At 72.6% G+C, this 21,218-nt stretch carries 16 protein-coding genes and 1 pseudogene; 3 read left to right on the plus strand and 14 right to left on the minus strand.

Translation table 11 applies throughout. From position 1 onward, the window contains the following. Positions 1–12: 12 nt before the first annotated feature. The gene (locus tag CGL27_RS21895) at positions 13–333 is read right to left on the minus strand and encodes an SH3 domain-containing protein (RefSeq protein ID WP_237299000.1); all 321 of its coding nucleotides are present in this window, start codon (positions 331–333) and stop codon (positions 13–15) included. A gap of 200 nt (positions 334–533) precedes the next feature. Then, positions 534–1,721, minus strand: a complete 1,188-nt coding sequence (locus CGL27_RS21900; protein ID WP_119989478.1) for a lactate 2-monooxygenase — start codon at positions 1,719–1,721, stop codon at positions 534–536. Between the two features lie 144 nt (positions 1,722–1,865). On the opposite strand from CGL27_RS21900, the gene CGL27_RS21905 reads away from it, so the two are divergent. Beyond that, on the plus strand, positions 1,866–2,495 hold the full coding sequence (locus tag CGL27_RS21905; protein ID WP_119989480.1) for a hypothetical protein: 630 nt from the start codon (positions 1,866–1,868) through the stop codon (positions 2,493–2,495). 56 nt (positions 2,496–2,551) lie between these two features. Here CGL27_RS21905 and CGL27_RS21910 read toward each other — a convergent pair whose 3' ends face one another. Together CGL27_RS21910 and CGL27_RS21915 are read right to left on the minus strand one after the other, a co-directional pair. Continuing rightward, the gene (locus tag CGL27_RS21910) at positions 2,552–3,421 is read right to left on the minus strand and encodes an alpha/beta hydrolase (RefSeq protein WP_119994489.1); all 870 of its coding nucleotides are present in this window, start codon (positions 3,419–3,421) and stop codon (positions 2,552–2,554) included. A 798-nt stretch (positions 3,422–4,219) separates the two neighbouring features. After that, complete coding sequence (locus CGL27_RS21915; protein ID WP_020870546.1) at positions 4,220–4,912, minus strand: metal-dependent transcriptional regulator; 693 nt, start codon at positions 4,910–4,912, stop codon at positions 4,220–4,222. Positions 4,913–5,064: 152 nt separating this feature from the next. On the opposite strand from CGL27_RS21915, the gene CGL27_RS21920 reads away from it, so the two are divergent. Next, entirely contained in the window at positions 5,065–5,820 is a 756-nt protein-coding gene (locus tag CGL27_RS21920; protein WP_119994490.1) for an SIS domain-containing protein, read from the plus strand. Between the two features lie 60 nt (positions 5,821–5,880). On the opposite strand, the gene CGL27_RS21925 is transcribed toward CGL27_RS21920, so the two are convergent. Next, positions 5,881–7,431, minus strand: a complete 1,551-nt coding sequence (locus tag CGL27_RS21925) for a PAS domain-containing protein (RefSeq protein ID WP_119989482.1) — start codon at positions 7,429–7,431, stop codon at positions 5,881–5,883. A gap of 511 nt (positions 7,432–7,942) precedes the next feature. Continuing rightward, positions 7,943–8,644 (minus strand): pyridoxamine 5'-phosphate oxidase, encoded by a 702-nt coding sequence (gene pdxH / locus CGL27_RS21930; RefSeq protein WP_240450594.1) that lies wholly within the window; start codon positions 8,642–8,644, stop codon positions 7,943–7,945. A 340-nt stretch (positions 8,645–8,984) separates the two neighbouring features. On the opposite strand from pdxH, the gene CGL27_RS21935 reads away from it, so the two are divergent. After that, a complete protein-coding gene (locus tag CGL27_RS21935) occupies positions 8,985–10,085 on the plus strand; it encodes a citrate synthase 2 (protein WP_078642052.1) in 1,101 nt (366 codons plus the stop codon). A 98-nt stretch (positions 10,086–10,183) separates the two neighbouring features. On the opposite strand, the gene CGL27_RS21940 is transcribed toward CGL27_RS21935, so the two are convergent. The 8 genes and pseudogenes from CGL27_RS21940 to CGL27_RS21975 form a co-directional block, all read right to left on the minus strand. Further along, entirely contained in the window at positions 10,184–10,819 is a 636-nt protein-coding gene (locus tag CGL27_RS21940; RefSeq protein ID WP_078642053.1) for a TetR/AcrR family transcriptional regulator, read from the minus strand. 140 nt (positions 10,820–10,959) lie between these two features. After that, positions 10,960–11,706 (minus strand): annotated as a pseudogene (locus CGL27_RS21945) (enoyl-CoA hydratase family protein); the annotation flags it as partial. 53 nt (positions 11,707–11,759) lie between these two features. Continuing rightward, a complete protein-coding gene (locus CGL27_RS21950; protein WP_119989486.1) occupies positions 11,760–13,343 on the minus strand; it encodes a 4-coumarate--CoA ligase family protein in 1,584 nt (527 codons plus the stop codon). A 141-nt stretch (positions 13,344–13,484) separates the two neighbouring features. Next, positions 13,485–14,645, minus strand: coding sequence for an acyl-CoA dehydrogenase family protein (locus CGL27_RS21955; protein WP_078642056.1), 1,161 nt, complete (start codon positions 14,643–14,645; stop codon positions 13,485–13,487). A 106-nt stretch (positions 14,646–14,751) separates the two neighbouring features. Further along, positions 14,752–16,716 carry a biotin carboxylase N-terminal domain-containing protein gene (locus tag CGL27_RS21960; RefSeq protein WP_119989488.1) on the minus strand — a complete coding sequence of 655 codons (1,965 nt, stop codon included), beginning with the start codon at positions 16,714–16,716 and terminating at the stop codon, positions 14,752–14,754. Positions 16,717–16,821: 105 nt separating this feature from the next. After that, complete coding sequence (locus CGL27_RS21965) at positions 16,822–18,420, minus strand: carboxyl transferase domain-containing protein (RefSeq protein WP_119989490.1); 1,599 nt, start codon at positions 18,418–18,420, stop codon at positions 16,822–16,824. 79 nt (positions 18,421–18,499) lie between these two features. Next, complete coding sequence (locus CGL27_RS21970; RefSeq protein ID WP_119989492.1) at positions 18,500–20,212, minus strand: acyclic terpene utilization AtuA family protein; 1,713 nt, start codon at positions 20,210–20,212, stop codon at positions 18,500–18,502. Next, positions 20,209–21,186 carry a TIGR03084 family metal-binding protein gene (locus CGL27_RS21975; RefSeq protein WP_119989494.1) on the minus strand — a complete coding sequence of 326 codons (978 nt, stop codon included), beginning with the start codon at positions 21,184–21,186 and terminating at the stop codon, positions 20,209–20,211. Before CGL27_RS21975 ends, CGL27_RS21970 begins: the two co-directional genes overlap by 4 nt. Between the last annotated feature and the right edge of the window lie 32 nt (positions 21,187–21,218).

Here is a 21,218-nt window from a genome sequence, read left to right on the forward strand (position 1 = left end):
GTAACGTTCCGGCTAGTCGAGGTACTTGCTGTACACCCAGCCTCTGGTCCCGGGCCGGATTCCGGTCGTCGTCCGCCTGAGGATCTTTCCGTAGGACCAGCTCTCCTCAAAGCCCCGGGTGCGGCAGAAGTACCGGAAGGAATCCCCCCGGTAAAGCGTCCCTATGGCGCGGTACCGCTTTCCCGGTCCGGTACGGAATCTCGCCCCACTGGTGGAGACCTTGAAATTGACATCCGGGGAATTGAACTGACACGCCGATGACCCCACCGCCGACGCCGTTGGCGCCAGGGCCACGGAACCGCCCAGCATCAGCGCCGCCGCGAGCACGACCATCGAGGCTTTACGTTGGATCTTCACGCAACCACCCCCCGTGATCGGTTAATTCACTGCATGATCGGTTAATTCACTACGCGCCGAAGAGCGTAGCACCCGTCAATCCCGGAGCTCATGACCCGGTAAAGCTCCGACGGTCCCGCGGCGAGTCGCCGGTGTACCGGTGCATATGACAACAAGTTGAAAGCCGAAGGGAATTGTCAGCCGAGTGCGTCCGGGGTGAGCCGCGCCGCATCCGTATGGCCCGACAGCGCCATCGTCAGCTCGAACTCGGCCAGCAGGGAGCGGATCACATGCTCCACCCCCGGCTGCCCGTCCAGCCCCAGCCCATATGCGTACGGCCGCCCCAACAGCACCGCGCGGGCGCCGAGGGCGAGCGCCTTGAACACATCGTCACCGGTGCGCACCCCGCTGTCGAAGAGCACCGCGAGCCGGTCGCCGACCGCCGCCGCCACCCCCGGCAGCGCGTCGGCCGCCCCGATGGAGCCGCCCACCTGACGGCCGCCGTGGTTGGACACGACGACGCCGTCCATCCCCGCCTGCTCCGCGCGCCGGGCGTCGTCGGGGTGCAACACCCCCTTCAGCACGATCGGGCCGTCCCAGTGCTCACGCAGAAACGCCAGGTCCTCCCAGGTCTTCCCGGGGTCGCCGAACATCTGCACAAAGTGCAGCACCGCGGCGTCCCGGTCCTCGTGGACCGGTTTGGCGAGCCCGGCCCGGAACGCCGGATCGGTGAAGTAGTTGGCGGTTCCCACACCGCGCAGAAACGGCAGATACGCCTGGTCGAGATCGCGTGGCCGCCAGGCCAGCAGCGGGGTGTCGAGGGTCACCACAAGGGCCGTGAAGCCACACGCCCTCGCCCGGTCCAGAAAGCTCCTGGTGACCTCGCGGTCCTTGCCCCAGTAGAGCTGGAACCACCGCTCGCCGTCCCCCATCGCCTCCGCCACCCGCTCCATCGGCGTACTGGACGCCGAGGACAGGATGAACGGCACACCCTGCGCCGCGGCGGCCCGCGCCGCCGCGCACTCGGCGTCCGGGTGCATGATCGACAGCACGCCGATGGGCGCGAGCGCGAGCGGCGCGGGCAGCCGGGTGCCCAGCAGCTCGACCGACAGATTCCGCCGCCGTACGTCACGGAGCATCCGCGGCACGATCCGATGCCGGTCCAGCGCCGCCCGGTTGGCCCGCTCGGTGCTGCCGTTGCCCGCGCTGCCCGCGACATAGCCCACCGGCCCGGGCCCCAGCCGGGCCTCGGCCAGCTCCTCGAGCCGGGTCAGATCGGCGGGCAGCCGGGGAACGGCGCCGGTCATCCCGTTCAGATAGATCTCGTACTGAAATGCCGCCCAGTCCCGGCCGGGTTCCGGATCCGTGATGTCGCCGCCGATCATGTGCTTCCCTTCACCTGTCCATTACTGGTCAATTTCCCATTGCCGCAAGGGAGTAGAGGACTCGTAGGATCAACGAACCGTCGGTCGCGTTCAAGGGATCACACCGGAACGCGACGGAGACAGTTCCCGCATTGGAGTTCCACCGTGCCACTGACCAAGACAACGTGGCTGCGGGTCGGCGCGCCCGTCGCCGTACTGGCTCTCGCCCTGACCGCGTGCGGACCATTCGGGGAAAAGGGCGATACATCCGAGAACGCGCGGCACACATCCCGCTCGGAGGCCGCCGACGGAGATCAGGGTGGGGCGCAGACGGTGGGGATGCGGTCGGGGGGTGGGTTGTTCTGGCCGGGTCAGACCGGTACGCGTGCGTTCAAGGAGGACACCGGGGTCGAGCCCACGTATCGGATCGCGGCGCAGAAGGTCGACATCGGCACGGCGGACGAGGCGAAGGCGCTGGTGCCGGACCCGGCGGACGCCAAGGGCTTGGTGCCCGCGGTCGCCTACGTGAAGTACACCCATCTGCGCGGGGCCACCGTGCGGGAGTATCCGCGGGTCGGGGACTACGCGGAGGTGTACGCGGACGGTCGGCGGGGAGCGAAGGTCGTGGGCGAAGCCGGGCGGCCCGAGGGCTGCGCGGACCCGGACAAGATCAAGGACTGGAGGAACGGTCAGAGCTATCTGCTCTGCACCACCTTCCTGATTCCCGCGCGGGCCAGGGAGGTCGATGTCATGTGGACGGAGGTCGGCGGCAAGCCGTTCACCTGGGCGTTCTGATCACCTGGGCGTTCTGAACCGGGGGCCGCGCCGCCGTCAGACGGGCAGCGCCGCCGTCAGACGGGCAGGGCCGAGGCCAGGAAGGGCTCCACGGCGCGGCGCCAGCCGTCCGGCTGGTCGTAGTGGACCAGATGGCCCGCGTCCACCACCTCCGCATACTGCCCGCGCGGCAGGACGCGGACCATCTCCTGCGCCTCCGCACGGCCCAGCTCGCCGTCCAGCCCGCGGACGATCAGGGTGGGGCACTCGACCAGCGCGAGCTCTTCCCAATGGGCGTCCTGGATCCAGGTCTCACGGGTCTTCAGCATCTGGCGGCAGGAGAACGCCGGGCGCCAGCCGTCCGAACGCTCGGCCATGACCTCGGCGAAGAAATCGCCCCGGGCCGGATTCGGCCGCTCCAGCGTCGGATCGTCCTCACCGAACCACTTGCGCACATCGGCGAGGGTCGCGAACGGCACCGGCCAGGAGCGGAACCATTCGGCCCACTCGCGCTGTGAGGCGGCGCCGAGGGCCGAGGCGCGCATATCGCAGATGACCAGCGCCCGGACCAGATCGGGGCGGCGGGCCGCGAGCTGCCAGGCGGTGAGGGCGCCCATGGCATGGCCGATCAGGGTCACGGGGGCGAGGCCGAGCTGCTCCACGGCCGCCTCGGCGTCGTCCACATAGGTGGAGCGGTCGAAGGGCCCCTCGGCCGGCTTGTCGCTGCGGCCATGGCCGCGCTGGTCGAGGGCGACCGCCCGATGGCGGGTGGAGAGCCAGCGGGCCGTCTCCGCCCAGTGGGCCGCCCGGCCCAGCAGCCCATGGAGCAACAGCACTCCGGGGCCCCGCGCTCCCTCACGGCCAGCGCCTGCCTTGGGCGGATCGGTGAACTCCCAGGCGGCGAGCCGCACGCCGCCGGTCCCGCTCACCTCGATGCGTCGCACCATGTGGTCTGGCACCTCCAGCCCTCTCTCGAACACCCTCACAGTATCGAACTCATATTCGAACACGGTGCTGTTACGTCCAACACCCCTCGTTCGAGTGACCACCGTCAGGGGTTGATCGTCTGTGCCATGGGGAGACAGCTAGCGGGAGGCGGACTGCTCGGGGAAGGGAGTCCGCGGGGGACGACCCTGAGAGCTCGGGGCTCCGGGTCACCAGGGCTCCGGGTCGCACCGGCCGCGTTCGCGCGGTCCGTGCGGCCCGGGGCCCGGCGGGGGGACATGGGGAAGCGGGGCCCCGGCACCTGACGGCACCGGGGCCCTCGCTGAAGAACTCCCCCTCGGCGGCACAGCCTCTCGGGCCCACCGCGGCCCCCTCCCCTGACGGCCTGCGCGTCAGCGACAGCGTCGCACGCGTCGGCCCCGCCCGCTCGGTTTCTCTCGACTCCGGTTTCGGGAAAATCCGTCGTCGCAGGTCGTGACGGCCGAATCGACTGAACGGGGTGTATCGGTCAGCGTGTCGAAGCGCGCGAGGGTGTGCGGGGTGTGCGGGGGTGTATGCGCGAGGCGTGGGGCCGCCGGGTCCACGAATCAGGAGCGGGGCGGGTCGGAGCGTCCGCGCGCCGGGGGTCGGAACGCGGTCGAAACGGCGGGGTCGGGGGAAATCTCTGGGGGGCGGGGATCAGGGGGCGAGGATCAGGGCAGGGGTCGGGGATTCGGGGTCTGGAACAGGGCAGGGGGCGGGAGCCAGGGAAGAGAAGCTCGCACCCGGCCCGGGTCAGCGCTCGGCCACGAAGACCTGGGTCAGCGCTTGGCCACGAAGACATGCGAGGCGATCTCCGCCTCCAGCTCCGCCGCCTCACCGCTGCTGCCGACCAGCACCCCGCCCGGCGACTCCGTGACGCTCACCACGGAGCCCGGCTGCACCCCGGCCCGCCGCAGCGTGTACATCACCTGGGCGTCGGCCTGGATGGGCTCGCCGATGCGGCGCACCACCACCGTCTTGCCCTCCGAGCCGGGCTCCAGCTCACGCAGGCTCACCATGGACTCGTCCAGGAACGGATCGGCCTCGGCCTTCTCGCCCAGCTCCTCCAGGCCCGGAATCGGGTTGCCGTAGGGCGACTCGGTCGGATGGCGGAGCAGCTCCAGCACGCGCCGCTCCACCGCCTCGCTCATCACATGCTCCCAGCGGCACGCCTCGGCGTGGACCTGCTCCCACTCCAGCCCGATCACATCGACGAGCAGGCACTCGGCGAGCCGGTGCTTGCGCATCACCCGCGTGGCCAGCCGGCGGCCCTCCTCGGTCAGCTCCAGATGACGGTCGCCCGCGACCGTGACCAGCCCGTCGCGCTCCATTCGCGCCACCGTCTGGCTGACCGTCGGGCCGCTCTGCTCGAGCCGCTCCGCGATCCGGGCGCGCATGGGGACCACGCCCTCCTCCTCGAGCTCGAGGATGGTGCGGAGATACATCTCCGTGGTGTCGATCAGTCCGGACATGCGTGCCCCTCGAAGTGTCGTGCGGTGGCCCTCAGCCAATTCTGACGCATCCCGCCGACAACGGGGCCGAGACGGCCTCTTCCGCCGCAAGGGACCGGGCTGCTATTGACAGCGTCATGATCGGAAACCCCCACAGGGAAGGCGACGCGTTGATGAACGAGTCCAAACCGGCCGGGCAATTCTTCGACGCGGCCATCGGCCTGCTGCGGCAGGTGCGGGACGAGGAGGGCGAGCATATCGCCGCGGCGGGCAGCCTGATCGCCGATACCGTCGCCGCGGGCGGCCGCCTCTTCGCGTTCGGCGCCGGGCACTCCTCCCTGCCGGCGCAGGACGTCGTCTACCGCGCGGGCGGGCTCGCGCTGATGAACCTGCTGCCGGTGCCGGGTGTGGTGGGCGTGGACGTCATCCCCGCCACCCTCGGCAGCGCGCTGGAACGCGTCGACGGGCTCGCCACGACCGTCCTCGACAGCAGTCCGCTCCGGTCCGGGGACCTGCTGATCGTGATCTCGCTGTCCGGGCGCAACGCCCTGCCCGTCGAGATGGCGATGAGCGCCCGGGAGCGCGGTGTCAGGGTGATCGGGGTGACCTCGGTCGGCTACGCGACCGGCACGACCTCGCGCAACTCCTCCGGTGGCTTCCTCAAGGACCAGTGCGATCTGGTCATCGACAACAAGATCGCGATCGGGGACGCGGAACTCACGGTGGACGGCGTCGGCGCGCCCTTCGCCCCCGCGTCCACCGTCGTGACGAGCGCGATCATGCAGTCCATGGTGGCGGCCGGGGTCGCGGAACTGGCCGAGCGGGGAATCGAGCCGCCCATGCTCAGGTCGGGGAACGTGGACGGCGGGCATGAGTGGAACCGCAAGGTGATGACCGAGTACGGGGACCGGATCTTCTACCGAAGGTAGGACCCCGGCGGCGCCTCCCGGCCCGGGGCGTCACCAGCCGGGGCCGCACGGGCCGGGGCGTCAGCGGCGGCCCGTGGCCAGGTCCACCGAGGCCGCGACCCGGGCAGCGACGTCCTCCGCGTACGCCGCGTCCGTACGGTCGAAGGCCCGGCGGCTGGAGGTGCGCAGGAAGGTGACCACGCCGAGGGTACGGCCGCGGCTGCGCAGCACCGCGCAGAGGCCGTGCACCGTGCCCTCCGGCCATTTGCGGGTCACCGCCCACTGGGCCGCCGCGGGCTCGTCCGAGCGTCTCGTGCTCGCCCGTACGGAACCGCAGCGGTCGACCGCCTGGAGCGCCGGATGGCCCTCCGGGTAGCCCAGCGGGATGCCGCCCGGGACGACGGGCGGGCAGGGGCCGGGGGCGCCGGTGGGCGTGGCCGCCGCCCGGACGAGCCGGACCCGGTCCGCCGGGGCGCCCGGCGGCTGGTCCAGGACCAGGTCGATCAGGGCGTGATCGGCGAAGCCCACCAGCGCGAAGTCCAGATGGGCCGAGGCCGCCTCCATCGGGTCCTCGCATTCGGCCGCCGCCCGCGCCGCCCGGTGCAGCTGGTTGCCCCGGAAGCGCATCCGGGCGCTCTCCTGCTCCTGGCCCTTCGCCTCCGTCACGTCCTGGAAGATCCAGGCCACGCCGAGCGGCACCGGCTCCTCGGTGAGTGGCGAGGCCAGCCGGAGGAAGCCGCTGCGCCAGCAGCGGTGCCGCGCCGCCGCACCGGCATCTCCGCGGTCGGCTCCCTCACCGCGCACCGCCTCGTCGTCGTCGAGCAGTTCGTAGCGCACGCTGTCCGCGCCCTCGAAGCCGTCCGCCGCGTCGGCGTCCCGCAGCGTCACCCACAGCTCGGTGGGCGCCGGGGGCGCGCCCTCCGCCAGGACGTGCTGCAGCGCGGCCTCCGCCTCCTCGACGCCCTGGTCCAGGAAGTCGCCCAGCGGCCGGCCGGGCGCGGCCTTACGGGCCGTACGCAGCGCCCCCGCCGCACTGGCGTTGACGACGGCCACCCGCAGATCCGCGTCGACCAGGACCACGTTCCACGACGCGTCCTCCAGCAGCGCCTCGCTCAGCGCGATCGACCGCTCCAGGTCGACCTGCGCGTGCACCTCGCTGAAGGCGCAGTAGACCCCGGCCGGGTGGCCGTCCGCGCCCGCCACCGCCGAGGACTGCGTACGGACCAGGACCCGGCCGCCGTCCTTGGTCAGCAGCGCGAACTCGTGCACCCGGCGTCCCGTGGTGCCCATGGCCTCCGTAAGGCGCGCGTCGACGTCCCGCGCGTCCTCTGGACGGGCGGCCCAGCCGCCCAGCCCCTTACGGCCGACCGCCTCCGCCGCCGTCCAGCCGAGGATGCGCTCGGCCTCGTGGTTCCAGTGGGTCACCGTGCTGTCGGCGTCGAACGCGCACAGGGCGGCGTCCATCCCGTCGAGCAGCGCGGCGAGCAGTTCGGAGTCGGGCCGCTCGGGCCCGTCCGGGCACTCGGGCCGGACGGGCGCCGACGCGGCGGCGCCCGCCTGCCCGGGGACCCCCCGCGAGGATCGGGCGGAACGCGCTGGCCCTGCGGGTTCGGAACGTTGTGAAGCGCTCACCTGAGACCCCTTGCTCGACGTGGCTGTCTGTTGTGGGGCACGTCGGACATTGAACTCGAACGTGACACGCGCCACACCGCATTCGCCGAAATCGTTGCCACACGGAAATTCGCTTGTGTGTGGCAGGAGGCGGTTCTTAGGCTTGGGATACACGAGAAGGGAGGTGGTTCGGCAGATGTATGAAATCCGGACGCGTGAGGTGACTGCGGGCTAGCAGTCCGTCGTCGCGCTCTGCGCATCGCCGGACTGGCGCACGAAAGAGGTGCGCAGCCGGCCAATCCCATGCAGTCACCCGACCCGCGGGTCGCCGGTACGTCCGACCGGCCCCCTTCCGCCTCAGGGCGTCAGGGGTAAAGACCCGCGGGTTGTCCGCGTTTTCGGGGCTCTTCAGGAGCCTCAGGGCTCTTCAGGGGGTAAGCCTCAGGGGCTGGTTCTCAGCGGCCTCACGGGCGTGTTCTCGGCGGCCTTACGGTCCGCACCGCCCCGAGCGCCGCCCTCCCACGCGCCTCCCCTACGGGTACAGCCGCTCCACCCGCCAGCCCTCGCCCTCCTCATCGGCCATCCGGACGTACCGCAGCCGGTCGTGCAGCCGGTTCTCCCGGCCCTGCCAGAACTCCACCGCCTCCGGCACCACCCGGAACCCGCCCCACTCCGGCGGCACCGGCACCTGCTCCCCCGGCGGATAGCGGTCCGCCAGCTCCTCGTACGAGCGGTCCAGCTCCTCCCGCGAGCCCACCACCGTGGACTGCGTGCTCGCCCACGCCCCGAGCTGCGAGCCGTGCGGCCGGGTCCGGAAGTACGCCGCCGTCTCGTCCCGCCCGGTGCGCCGCGCGATGCCCGTGACGATCACCTGCCGGGCGATGGGATGCCAGGGGAAGAGCAGCGCGACATGTGGGTTCTCGCCCAGCTCACGGCCCTTGCGGGAGCCGTAGTTGGTGTAGAAGACGAAGCCGCGCTCGTCGAAGCTCTTCATCAGGACGGTGCGGGAGCTGGGGCGGCCCGCCGCGTCGGCCGTCGAGACGATCATGGCGTTCGGTTCGAAGAGCCCGCTGCCGACCGCGTCCTCGAACCACCGGGTGAACTGCCGGAACGGATCGCCCGCGAGATCCGCCTCGTCGAAGCCGGCCGCGCGGTAGTGCTCGCGCATGGCGGCCGGGTCGTACGTACGCGCGGAGGAAGCCGAGGGCTCCGAGTCAACGTGAGGCACGGGCATATCTTGCAACATCATCGGTCCTTCGCACGGGCTGCCCCGGAAGAGCGATCTCCCTCCCCCGCCTTACCGCCCCGTAACCCTCCCGCGACGCGCACCGCGTGTGCCGCTTCTCACGCTTCCCCGTGGCGAGCGCACCCACCAGACTGAGGCTGACCATGCGCCTGTCGGCGCCTGGCAGGCACCACCCCCCGTGCCCTGGAGGTCACTCCCCGCCGCGGTTGGGTGACCACTACCCGCACGGGGCACATCACCGGAGTCACCGGTACGGACCGCGAGTCGTGTCAGGCGGCCGCGTAACCGTTCCGGCACCGCCGTCGTCCGCAGCATGAGGAGCCGCCTGATGTCCGACTTCGTACCCGGACTCGAAGGAGTCGTCGCGTTCGAGACGGAGATCGCCGAACCCGACAAGGAAGGCGGCGCGCTGCGCTACCGAGGCGTGGACATCGAGGACCTGGTGGGCCATGTCTCCTTCGGGAACGTGTGGGGTCTGCTGGTCGACGGTGCCTTCAACCCGGGGCTGCCGGCCGCCGAGCCGTTCCCCATCCCGGTCCACTCCGGGGACGTCCGGGTCGACGTCCAGTCCGCGCTGGCCATGCTCGCGCCCGTCTGGGGCCTCAAACCGCTGCTGGACATCGACGCGGAGCAGGCCCGTGAGGACCTGGCACGCGCGGCCGTGATGGCGCTGTCCTACGTCGCCCAGTCGGCCCGCGGCCAGGGGAAGCCGATGGTGCCGCAGCGGGAGATCGACAAGGCCGGGACCATCGTGGAGCGCTTCATGCGGCGCTGGCGCGGTGAGCCGGACCCCAAGCATGTCGCCGCCGTGGACGCGTACTGGACCTCGGCGGCCGAGCACGGGATGAACGCCTCCACCTTCACCGCCCGCGTCATCGCCTCCACCGGCGCCGATGTCGCCGCCGCGCTCTCCGGCGCGGTGGGCGCCATGTCGGGGCCGCTGCACGGCGGCGCGCCTTCCCGGGTGCTCGGCATGATCGAGGAGATCGAGCGCACCGGGGACGCCACCGGCTACGTCCGGCAGGCCCTCGACCGGGGCGAGCGGCTGATGGGCTTCGGCCACCGCGTCTACCGCGCCGAGGATCCGCGGGCACGGGTGCTGCGGCGCACCGCGAAGGAGCTGGGCGCGCCGCGCTTCGAGGTCGCCGAGGCGCTGGAGCGGGCCGCCCTGGACGAGCTGCACAACCGGCGGCCGGACCGGGTGCTGGCCACGAACGTGGAGTTCTGGGCGGCCATCGTGCTGGACTTCGCCGAGGTCCCGGCGCCCATGTTCACCTCGATGTTCACCTGCGCCCGCACGGCGGGCTGGAGCGCGCACATCCTGGAGCAGAAGCGGACGGGCCGTCTGGTGCGGCCGTCGGCCCGGTACGTCGGCCCGGGCACGCGCAGCCCGCACGAGATCGACGGGTACGGGGACACCAAGCGGTAGTTCGGACGGCGAGGGGTCGCCCGGGAGCCCGAGCCGCAGCTCGGGAGACCGAGCCGCAGCCCAGGAGCCACGCCCCGGCCCAGGAGCCACGCCCTGGCTCAGGAGGCGGCCGGGGAAGGGTGGCCGGGGTCCTGCGGGGTCAGGATCATCTCCAGGATTCCCGACCACTGCGCCACCACCCGCTCCCGGCGGTGGCCGTCGTCCGTCAGGAGGTTGGCCAGGCCCAGGCCGCGGCCCATGTCGAGCAGGCCCTGGACGGCCTCCCGGACGCCCGGCACCGACTCGTCGGCGCCCAGCAGCTCCACCGCCATCCGATGGGTCTCCCGGCCGATCTTCGCCTCCAGGGCAGTCACCCGGGCACCCAGTTGCTCCTCGTACGAGGCCGCCACCCACAGCTGGAGGGCGGCCCGGAAGAGTGGGCCGGTGTAGAGGGTGATCAGCGCCTCGACCACCGTGTGGACGCGGCCCTCCCCATGCGGGGCGGGGAGGGCGCGCAGCTCCGCCGAGCGCTCCTCGGCGACATGCTCGACGGCGGCCGTGAAGAGGTCCTCACGGGTCGGGAAGTGATGCTGGGCCGCGCCCCGCGACACCCCGGCCCGCTCGGCGACCACCGCGACCGTGGACCCTGCCCAGCCGCGCTCGGCGAGGCAGGCCACCGCGGCCTCCAGCAGCCGCCTGCGGGTCGCGCGGCTGCGGTCCTGCTTGGGGTCGCGCAATGCCGTACGGGGGGTCATCGGGACGCCCCCGCGGCCCCGGCGTCCGGCGTGGCCCCGGTGTCCGGCGTGGCCCCGGCGTCCCCCGTAGCCCCGGCGTCCCCCGCGGCCTGGGCGTCCGGCGCCACGTCGGCCGTGGCCCCCGCGTCGGCCGCCGTCTCCCGCACCCACACCGGTTCGCGCCGCTCCAGGAACGCCGTCATGCCCTCCCGGGCCTCCTCGGAGGCGAAGAGCCGGGCCGACAGCGCGGCCAGCGCTTCGCCGTCCCGGTCGAAGGCGCGCAGCACATCGGCGGTCACCAGCCGCTTGGACTCGGCGAGGCCCTGCGGGGAGCCCCGGCGCAGCCCCTCGAGGACGGGCGCCAGCGCCTCGTCCGCGTCGCCCTCCGGGTCCGCGATCGTCACCAGCCCGATCCTGGCCGCCTCGGCGGCGTCGAACCGCTCGCCCGTGAGGTAGTAGCGGGCCGCCGCGCGCCGGTCCAGCCGGGGCAGCAGTGGCATCGATATGACGGCCGGGGCGAGGCCGAGCCGCGCCTCGGTGAAGGCGAAGCTGGCGCCGCGCCCGGCCGCCGAGATGTCGCAGGCTCCGAGCAGCCCGAGCCCACCGGCCCGCACATGTCCGGTGACGCGTGCGACGACCGGCTTGGGCAGCTCCACTATCGACCGCAACAGCGCCACCAGTCCGGCCGCACCGGACGCCGAGGGCGGTTCGCTCAGATCCGCGCCCGCGCAGAAGGTGGTGCCGGTGTGGGTGAGCAGCACCGCCCGGACGCGGTCGTCCCGCCCGGCCGCCGCCAGCGCCTCGCGCAACTCGGCGACCAGGCGCGTCGAGAGCGCGTTGCGGTTGTGCGGCGAGTCCAGGGTGAGAGTGGTGATACCGCGCGCGAAGGCGGACCGTACGAGAGGCATGGGCACCGCGGTGGGGTCTGCGGTCAGCGGGCCATCGGTCGTGGGGCCGTCGGTCATGGGGTGGTCGAACTCCTTTCCCTGGCGCGCAGCTCACGCCTCAGGATCTTGCCGGTGGCCGAGCGCGGCACGGTGTCCGTGAACTCCACGCGGCGCACCTTCTTGTACGGGGCCACCTGTCCGGCAACGTACGCGATCAGGTCGTCCGCCGAGATCCGGGTCCCGGGCCGGCGCACCACATATGCCTTGGGGATCTCGTTGCCCGCCCCGTCCGTCACCCCGATCACGGCGGCGTCGGCGACGGCCTCATGGGCGAGCAGCACGGCCTCCAGGTCGGCCGGGGCGACCTGATAGCCCTTGTACTTGATCAACTCCTTCACCCGGTCCACCACATACAGCCAGCCGTCCGCGTCCACATGCCCGATGTCGCCGGTGTGCAGCCAGCCCTCGTCGTCGATCATGGCGTCGGTGTCCTCGGGGCGGCCGAGATAGCCCTTCATCACCTGCGGCCCGCGGATGACGATCTCGCCGTCCTCGCCCACGGCCAGGTCCTCGCCGGTGTCCGGGGCCACGATGCGCATCTCGGTACTCGGAAGCAGCTTTCCGACCGTCCCCGGTGGTGCGTTCTTCGCGTCGCGCGGCACCAGATGGCAGCCCGGCGACAGCTCCGTCATCCCGAACGCCTGCAGCAGCGGCGGTACGCCGAGCCGCCGGGCGCACGCCTCCGCGAGCCGGGCGTCCAGCGGCGCCGCCGCGCTCAGCACGTACCGCACCGACGACAGGTCATGGCCGTCCACCGCCGGATGCTTGGCGAGCGCGAGCACGATCGGCGGGGCCACATAGAGCGCCTGGGCCCGGTGCTTCTCGATGGCGGCGAGGAAGGTGTCGAGTTCGAAGCGGGGCAGCACGATCACCGTGGCGCCCTTGCGGAGCGGTGCGTTCATGAGCGCCGTAAGGCCGTAACTGTGGAAGAACGGCAGGACGGCCAGCACCCGCTCCCCCGGCTGGTTGGGGACCAGCGTCTCCACCTGCGCGAGGTTGGTGGCGACGTTGCGGTGGGTGAGCATCACGCCCTTGGGGGTGCCGGTGGTGCCCGAGGAGTACGGCAGCACCGCGATGTCCTGGGCCGGGTCGATCTCCACCACGGGTTCGGGCGCGGTGCTCCTCATCATGGAGCGCAGCGAACGATGGCCGCTCGCCTCGTCGCAGACGAAGATCTCCCGTACCCCGCCCGCCCGTTCGGCGGCCTGCCGGGCCACCCCCAGCAGCGCCGAGACGGTGATGACCCAGGACGCTGCCGCGTCCCGGAGCTGCTTGGCGAACTCCTCCGGCGTCGCCAGCGGATGCACCGTGGTGACCGCTGCCCCGGTGCGGGTCGCGCCGTAGAAGGCCGGTGGGTACATGATCGAGTTGGGGCTGTGCAGAGCCAGCACATCGCCCTTGCGCACCCCCGCCTCGGCCAGCGCGGCACCGATCCGGCGCGAGGCGCGATCCAGCGCGGTGTAGCTCAGGGCCGCCCCGGTCACGCCGTCCACCAGCGCGGTCAGGTCGCCGAACGCCTCGGCCGCGCGGGCCAGTACGGCGTCGTGGATGGGCAGATCGACGGGCGGGACATCGGGATACTCGCTGCGCAGCACCATGGCCGTTCCCCTCAGCTCTGATGGACCTACCTGTCCGTTCTGCCCAACTCGTGAGACCGGTACGGCGGCGTCCGGTACGACGCCCGTAAGGCCGGTACGGCGCCTCCGCCCGGCCCTGGCAGCGGAAGGCTCAGCGAGAGGTCAGTACGACTTCGGCAGCCCCAGGGTCTGGTGGGATACGTAGTTGAGGATCATCTCCCGGCTGACGGGGGCGATCCGGGCCACCCGGGCGGCCGTGATCAGCCGGGCCAGCCCGTACTCGACGGTCAGACCGTTGCCGCCGAGGGTGTGCACGGCCTGGTCCACCGCCTTCACCGTGGCCTCCCCGGCCGCGTACTTGGCCATGTTGGCGGCCTCGCCCGCGCCCGCGTCATCGCCCGTGTCGTAGAGGTACGCCGCCTTCGCCATCATCAGCCGGGCCAGCTCCAGCTCGATATGGGCCTGGGCGAGGGGGTGGGCGATCGCCTGGTGGGCGCCGATGGGCTCCTTCCACACCTGGCGGGTGCGGGCGTAGTCGACGGCCCTGTCGAGCGCGTAGCGGCCCATCCCCAGCCCGAACGCCGCCGTCATGATGCGCTCCGGGTTGAGCCCCGCGAAGAGCTGGAGCAGCCCGGCGTCCTCGTCGCCCACCAGCGCGTCGGCGGGCAGCCGTACGTCGTCCAGCACCACCTCGAACTGCTTCTCCGCGGCGGCCAGTTCCATGGGAATGTGGTGGTGGGAGAAGCCGTGCGCCCCGCGCGGGACGATGAACAAGCAGGGCTTGAGCTTCCCGGTCCGGGCGTCCTCGGTGCGGCCGACGATCAGGGTCGCGTCGGCGATGTCCACGCCCGAGATGAAGACCTTACGGCCGTTGAGTATCCAGCCGCCGCCCTCCTCCCGGCGGGCGGTGGTGGTGATGCGGTGCGAGTTGGATCCGGCGTCGGGCTCGGTGATGCCGAAGGCCATGGTGAGACTGCCGTCGGCCAGACCGGGCAGCCAGCGCTCCTTCTGCTCGGCGGTGCCGAACCGGGCGATGACGGTGCCGCAGATGGCGGGCGATACGACCAGCATGAGCAGCGGGCAGCCCGCGGCGCCCAGCTCCTCCAGGACGATGGACAGCTCGGTGATGCCGCCGCCCCCGCCGCCGTACTCCTCGGGGAGGTTGACGCCCAGATAGCCGAGCTTGCCTGCCTCGGCCCACAGTTGGCGAACGCCGTCGCCCTCCTGGGGACCACCCGGGGCGTGTCCCTTGGCGAACGACGACACCGCCGCGCGGAGCGCCACGCGCTCCGGGGTGTCCACGGGCGTATGCGGGCTGGTCATGGACGGCTCCTCCCACTTGCGATGCGTTGTGCGGGCCGTGTGCTGTCCCGCACGGCCCGGACGGGCTGTCCGGGCCCGGACGTTCTGCGTGGTGCGCCGGGGTTCGTCACTCCCCCGCCGCCACGACGGCGAGCAGGGCTCCGACCTCGACCTGGCGGCCGGTGGTGGCGTGCAGGGCGGTGAGCACCCCGGCGGCGGGCGCCGTGACGCGGTGCTCCATCTTCATGGCCTCCAGCCACAGCAGGGGCTGCCCGGCCTCGACCCGGTCTCCGACCGCCACCTCGGCGACCCGGACCACCGTGCCCGGCATGGGCGCCAGCAGCGAGCCCGGTTCGGCACGGGCGGTGGGGTCGGGGAAGCGGGGCAGCGCGGTGAACACATGGCCGCCCTGGAGAGTGTCGACATGGCGGCGGTCCCCATAGGCCGTCACCTCGAACGTCCGCCGGACCCCGGCCACATCGAGGACGACCCGCCCCGGAGCGGCGGCCCGCCCCGGGGTGGCATCCAACCCCGCTTCGGCGTCCAGCACCCGGACGTCGGGCATGCCCTCCGCGAGCAGCCCATCGCGGGTGAGGCGGTAGCGCACCTCGTGCTCGGTGCCGCCCGGTTCGGCGCGGTAGCTCCTCAGCTGCGGCTGGGAGGGTACGTTCCGCCAGCCGCCCAACCGCCCGGCCACAGTCGCGGTCCCCGGCCGCCGCGCCGCGTCGGCCAGGGCGGCGGCGAGGGCGGCGAGCGAGGCCGCCTCGTCGTCATCGGAGGCGGCGGCGGTCAGCTCGGCCAGATGGCGTTCGAGGAAGCCGGTGTCCATACGGGCCGCCTCGAACTCCGGGTGGCGCAGGGCCCGTACGAGCAGCTCCCGGTTGGTCACCGGACCGTGGATCCGGGCCCGCTCCAGCCCGTGGGCCAGCCGCCGCACGGCCTCCGCCCGGGTGGGCGCGACGGCGATGACCTTGGCCAGCATCGGGTCGTAGTGGACGCCGATCGCGTCCCCGTCGGCCGGCCCGGAGTCGACCCGCAGCCCGGCGATCTCCAGCCGGTGCATGATCCCCGTCTGCGGCCGCCAGTCGCGCGCCGGGTCCTCGGCGTACAGCCGCGCCTCGACGGCATGTCCCCGGGGCGCCGGAGGCTCGGCGTCGAGGGACTCCCCCTCCGCGATCCGCAACTGCAGCGCCACCAGGTCAAGGCCGTAGATCTCCTCGGTGACCGGGTGCTCGACCTGCAGGCGGGTGTTCATCTCCAGGAAGTACGCCCGCCCCGCGGGCGAGACCAGGAACTCCACCGTGCCCGCGCCCTCGTAGCCGATGGCGCGCGCCGCGTTCGCCGCCGACTCGGCCAGGGTGCGCCGCAGTTCCTCACCCAGGCCGGGGGCCGGGGCCTCCTCGATGACCTTCTGGTGGCGGCGCTGGAGGGAGCAGTCGCGGGTGCCGAGGGTCCAGACGGTGCCGTGGGTGTCGGCGAACACCTGGACCTCGACATGGCGGGCGCCCTCCATATAGGGCTCCACGAAGATCTCACCGTCGCCGAAGGCGGAGGCCGCCTCGGCGCGGGCGGAGTCGAGTTCGGCGGGGAGCGCGTCCAGCTCGCGGACCACCCGCATGCCACGGCCGCCCCCACCCGCCGCCGCCTTGACCAGCAGGGGCAGATCATCGGCGGTGGCCTCGGCCGGGTCGATCGCGTCGAGCAGCGGCACGCCCGCCTTGCGCATGATCTCCTTGGCGCGGGTCTTGGAGGCCATGGCCTCCATCGCCTCGGGCGGCGGCCCCACCCACACCAGCCCCGCGTCCCTTACGGCGCGCGCGAAGTCGGCGTGCTCGGAGAGGAAGCCGTAGCCGGGGTGGACCGCGTCGGCCCCGGCGGCCAGGGCGGCCTTCACGAGGAGATCGCCGCGCAGATACGTGTCGGCCGGGGCATCGCCCGGCAGCCGTACGGCGGTGTCGGCCTCGCGTGCGTGGGGCGCGCCGGCGTCCGCGTCGGAGTGGACCGCGACGGTGGCGATTCCGAGGTCACGGCAGGTGCGGACGATACGCCGCGCTATCTCGGCGCGGTTGGCGACCAGGAGGGAACGAATCACGGGTTCCTCACTCACATCCGGAAGACGCCGAAGCGGAACCGCCGCGCACGGCGGACGAGGCGAGCGAACGGGCGGACAAACGGGCACGGCTCACGGGTACCTCACTCACATCCGGAAGACGCCGAAGCCACCGCGCGCGCCCTCGACCGGCGCGGTGTGCAGGGCGGACAGACACAGGCCGAGCACGGTGCGGGTGTCGCGCGGGTCGATGACGCCGTCGTCGTAGAGCCGCCCGGAGAGGAACAGCGGCAGCGATTCGGACTCGATCTGCTGCTCCACCATGGCGCGCAGCGCGGCGTCGGCCTCCTCGTCGTACGGCTGCCCCTTGGCGGCGGCGGACTGCCGGGCGACGATCGACATCACCCCGGCGAGCTGCTGCGGGCCCATCACGGCGGATTTGGCGCTGGGCCAGGCGAAGAGGAAGCGGGGGTCGTACGCCCGGCCGCACATCCCGTAGTGACCGGCGCCGTACGAGGCGCCGATGAGCACGGACAGATGCGGGACGCGGGAGTTGGAGACGGCGTTGATCATCATGGCGCCGTGTTTGATGATCCCGCCCTGCTCGTAGTCGCGGCCGACCATATAGCCGGTGGTGTTGTGCAGGAAGAGCAGCGGGATGTCGCGCTGGTTGGCGAGCTGGATGAACTGCGCGGCCTTCTGGGACTCCTCGCTGAACAGCACCCCCTGGGCGTTGGCCAGGATGCCGACCGGATAGCCGTGCAGCGCGGCCCAGCCGGTCGCCAGGCTGCGCCCGTACAGCGGCTTGAACTCGTCGAAGTCCGAGCCGTCCACGATCCGGGCGATCACCTCGCGCGGATCGAAGGGGATCTTGAGATCGCCGGGGACGATGCCGAGCAGCTCCTCGGAGTCGTACTTCGGCGGTTCGGCGGGCCCCGGATCGGCGTGCGCCTTGCGCCAGTTGAGGCGGGCGACGACGCGGCGGGCCTGGCGCAGCGCGTCGGGCTCGTCGGTGGCGAAGTAGTCGGCGAGGCCGGAGGTGCGGGCGTGCATCTCGGCGCCGCCCAGCGATTCGTCGTCACTCTCCTCGCCGGTGGCCATCTTCACCAGCGGCGGACCGCCCAGGAAGACCTTGGAGCGCTCCTTGACCATGATCACGTGGTCGGACATTCCGGGGATGTACGCGCCTCCGGCGGTGGAGTTGCCGAAGACCACGGCGATCGTGGGGATTCCGGCGGCGGACAGCCGGGTGAGATCGCGGAACATCGCCCCGCCCGGGATGAAGATCTCCTTCTGGGAGGGGAGATCGGCGCCGCCGGACTCGACGAGGCTGACGAGCGGGAGCCGGTTGGCGCGGGCGATCTCATGGGCGCGCAGCGACTTCTTGAGCGTCCAGGGGTTGCTGGCCCCGCCGCGTACGGTCGGGTCGTTGGCGCTGATCAGGCACTCCACACCGGAGATCACCCCGATGCCGGTGACGAGCGAGGCCCCCACCGGATACTCGCTGCCCCAGCCGGCCAGCGGCGACAGCTCCAGGAAGGGGGTGTCGGGGTCCAGCAGCAGCTCGATCCGCTCGCGGACCAGCAGCTTGCCGCGCTTGCGATGGCGCTGGACGTATTTCTCACCGCCCCCGGCGAGCGCCTTGGCGTGCTCGCCCTCCAACTCGGCGAGCTTGGCGAGCATCGCCTCCCGATGGGCCGTGTGATCGGCGCCTGCGGGGTCGAGCGCGGACGCGAGCGCGGTCACAGGGATACCTCCGGGATGTCCAGGCGGCGAGAGGGCGACCCGTCGCCGACGGCTGTGGCCCGGGGACCGGAACGGGCGGTCAAAGCAGTACCTCCGGTATGTCCAGATGGCGTGAGCGCAGCCATTCGCCGACGGCCTTGGCCTGGGGGTCGAAACGGGCCTGCGCGGCGACGCCCTCGCCGAGCAGACCCTCCACGACGAAGTTCAGGGCCCGCAGCCGGGGCAGCGGATGGCGGGTGATCTTCAACGGGGCCGTCTCCGGGAGCAGTTCGCGCAGCCGGTCGACGGTGAGGGTGTGGGCCAGCCAGCGCCACGCGTCCTCGCTCCGCGCCCAGACGCCGATGTTGGCGCTGCCGCCCTTGTCGCCGCTGCGGGCCCCGGCGACCGCGCCCAGCGGGGCGCGGCGGGTCGGCCCCGGCGGCAGCGGCGGGGGAAGGGGCGGCGAAAGGGGCGGCTCGTCCGCCGGGCCCCCGGCGGTGGGCGTGGTGGGGGCCGGGGGGATGGTCAGCCGGGAGCCGTCCGGCAGTACGGCGGTGTGCGGCACGGTGTCGGCCGGGGTGTCCACGGCCTCGAAGACGCCGTAAGGGGAGCCCTTTCCGGGCGGGGCGGTCACATGGAAGCCGGGGTAGCTGGCGAGGGCCAGTTCGACGGCCGCGCCGCTGATCGCCCTGCCCACCGCCGCCGGGTCCCGGTCGCGCACCACCAGCCGCAGCAGGGCGCTCGCCTCCTCCTGCACGGCCGCGTCGGGGTGGTCGGTACGGGAGAGGGTCCAACGGACCTCGGCGGGGCGGCGCTTGCTCATCGCCCCCTCCATCTGGTCCCGTACGAGCGCCGCCTTGGCCTCGATGTCCAGGCCGGTGAGCACGAACACCACCTCGTTGCGGTGGCCGCCGAGCCGGGTCAGCCCGGTCTTGAGGGTGCGGGGCGGCGCCTCACCCCGTACGCCGTGGACGCGCACCCGGTCCGGGCCGTCCGGGATGAGCCGCACCGAGTCCAGCCGGGCGGTGACATCCGGGCCCGGATAGCGGGCGCCCGCGGTCTCGTAGAGGAGCTGGGCGGTGACGGTCCCGACCGTGACGGCGCCGCCGGTGTGCGGATGCTTGGTGATCACGCTGGAGCCGTCGGGGTGGATCTCGGCGAGGGGGAAGCCGGGGCGGCGGAGGTCGTGCTCGGTGAAGAACGAGTAGTTGCCGCCCGTCGCCTGCGTACCGCACTCCAGGATGTGCCCGGCGACCACGGCTCCGGCGAGCGCGTCCCAGTCGTCGGCGGCCCATCCGAAGTGCGCCGCGGCCGGGCCCGTCACCAGCGCGGCGTCCGTCACCCGCCCGGTGACCACCACATCCGCGCCACCGCGCAGACAGGCCGTGATACCGGCGCCGCCGAGATAGGCGTTGGCGGTGACCACGCCCGGCCCCCAGTCGCGGGCGCCGAGGAGGTCGTCGCCCTCGACATGGGAGACCCGGCAGGCGATGCCGAGCCGCTCGGCGAGAGCGCGGATCGCGTCGGCCAGCCCGGCCGGGTTGAGCCCGCCCGCGTTGGTAACGAGCCGTACGCCGCGCTCCATGGCGAGCCCCAGGGTGTCCTCGAGCTGGCGCACAAAGGTGGTGGCATAGCCCCGCGCCGGGTCCTTGGCGCGGTCCCGGCCCAGGATGAGCATGGTCAGCTCGGCGAGATAGTCCCCGGTCAGCACGTCCAGGGGGCCACCGGTGAGCATCTCGCGCACCGCGTCGAAGCGGTCGCCGTAGAAGCCGGAGGCGTTGCCGATACGGAGGGGTGGGGGCGGCGGGGTCACGGGGCGCCTCCGGCGGGGTTTCCGGCAGCGTCGCTTGCCGTGGCGCCGCTTCCGGTGGTGCCGCTTGCTGCGGTGCCGCTTCCGGTCGTGCCGCTTGCTGCGGTGCCGCTTCCGACCGCACCATCTCCCGCAGCATCACTTCCGGCGGCGCCACCTCCCACGACACTCCCCCGAGCCGTGTCACCCGCTCCCTGCCCCGGGGCGCGGCCCTTGCCGGGTGGGCCCGCGAACGCCTGCGCGATGTCCAGCCAGCGGTCCGCGTCCGCCCCTTCGGCCCGTACGGCCAGATCGTCGCGGTGCGCCCGCTGGATCACCAGCAGACAGAAGTCCAGCGCGGGCCCGGTCACCCGCTGGGCCGCGTCCTTGGGCCCGTACGTCCACAACTCACCGTCCGGGCCGGTGAGCTCGACCCGGAACTCCTCGGCCGACGGCTCCAGCCCCCGCGCCGCGTACGCGTAGCCCCGCGCCCGGACCCCGATCCGGGCCACATGGCGCAGCCGGGCGGTGGGGGCCCGCCGCACACCCAGCGCGTCGGCGACGTCCTGGCCGTGCGCCCAGGTCTCCATCAGCCGGGCGGTCGCCATCGACATCACGCTCATCGGCGGCCCGTACCACGGCAGCCGGGCGCGCGGCGGTTGCGCGGCCAGCGTCCGGAGCAACCGATCCCGCCCCGCGCGCCAGAGCTCCAGCAGCGCCTCGGGCGGCTCGGCCGCCCCGCGCTCCGCGCCCTCGTCCACGAACGCCTCCGGCGCGGTCCACGCCCGGCGCACCTCGTCGGCGAACCCCTGCGGGTCCTCGGCGGCTTGTACGGCCCGCTCGTCGGTCCACGCGAGATGGGCGATCTGGTGCGCGATGCTCCACCCGGGCGCGGGTGTCGCCGTACGCCACTCCGCGCCCCCGAGCCCGGCCACCAGGCCGTCCAACTCGTCCCCCTCCGCCCGCAGATCGCCGAGCAGAGCCTCCGTCTCGGACACGCGTCGCTCCCGTCGTCGGGTCAGTCGTGTGT

Source organism: Streptomyces sp. 11-1-2 (genome assembly GCF_003595545.1).
Classification (GTDB): Bacteria; Actinomycetota; Actinomycetes; order Streptomycetales; family Streptomycetaceae; genus Streptomyces; species Streptomyces hygroscopicus_B.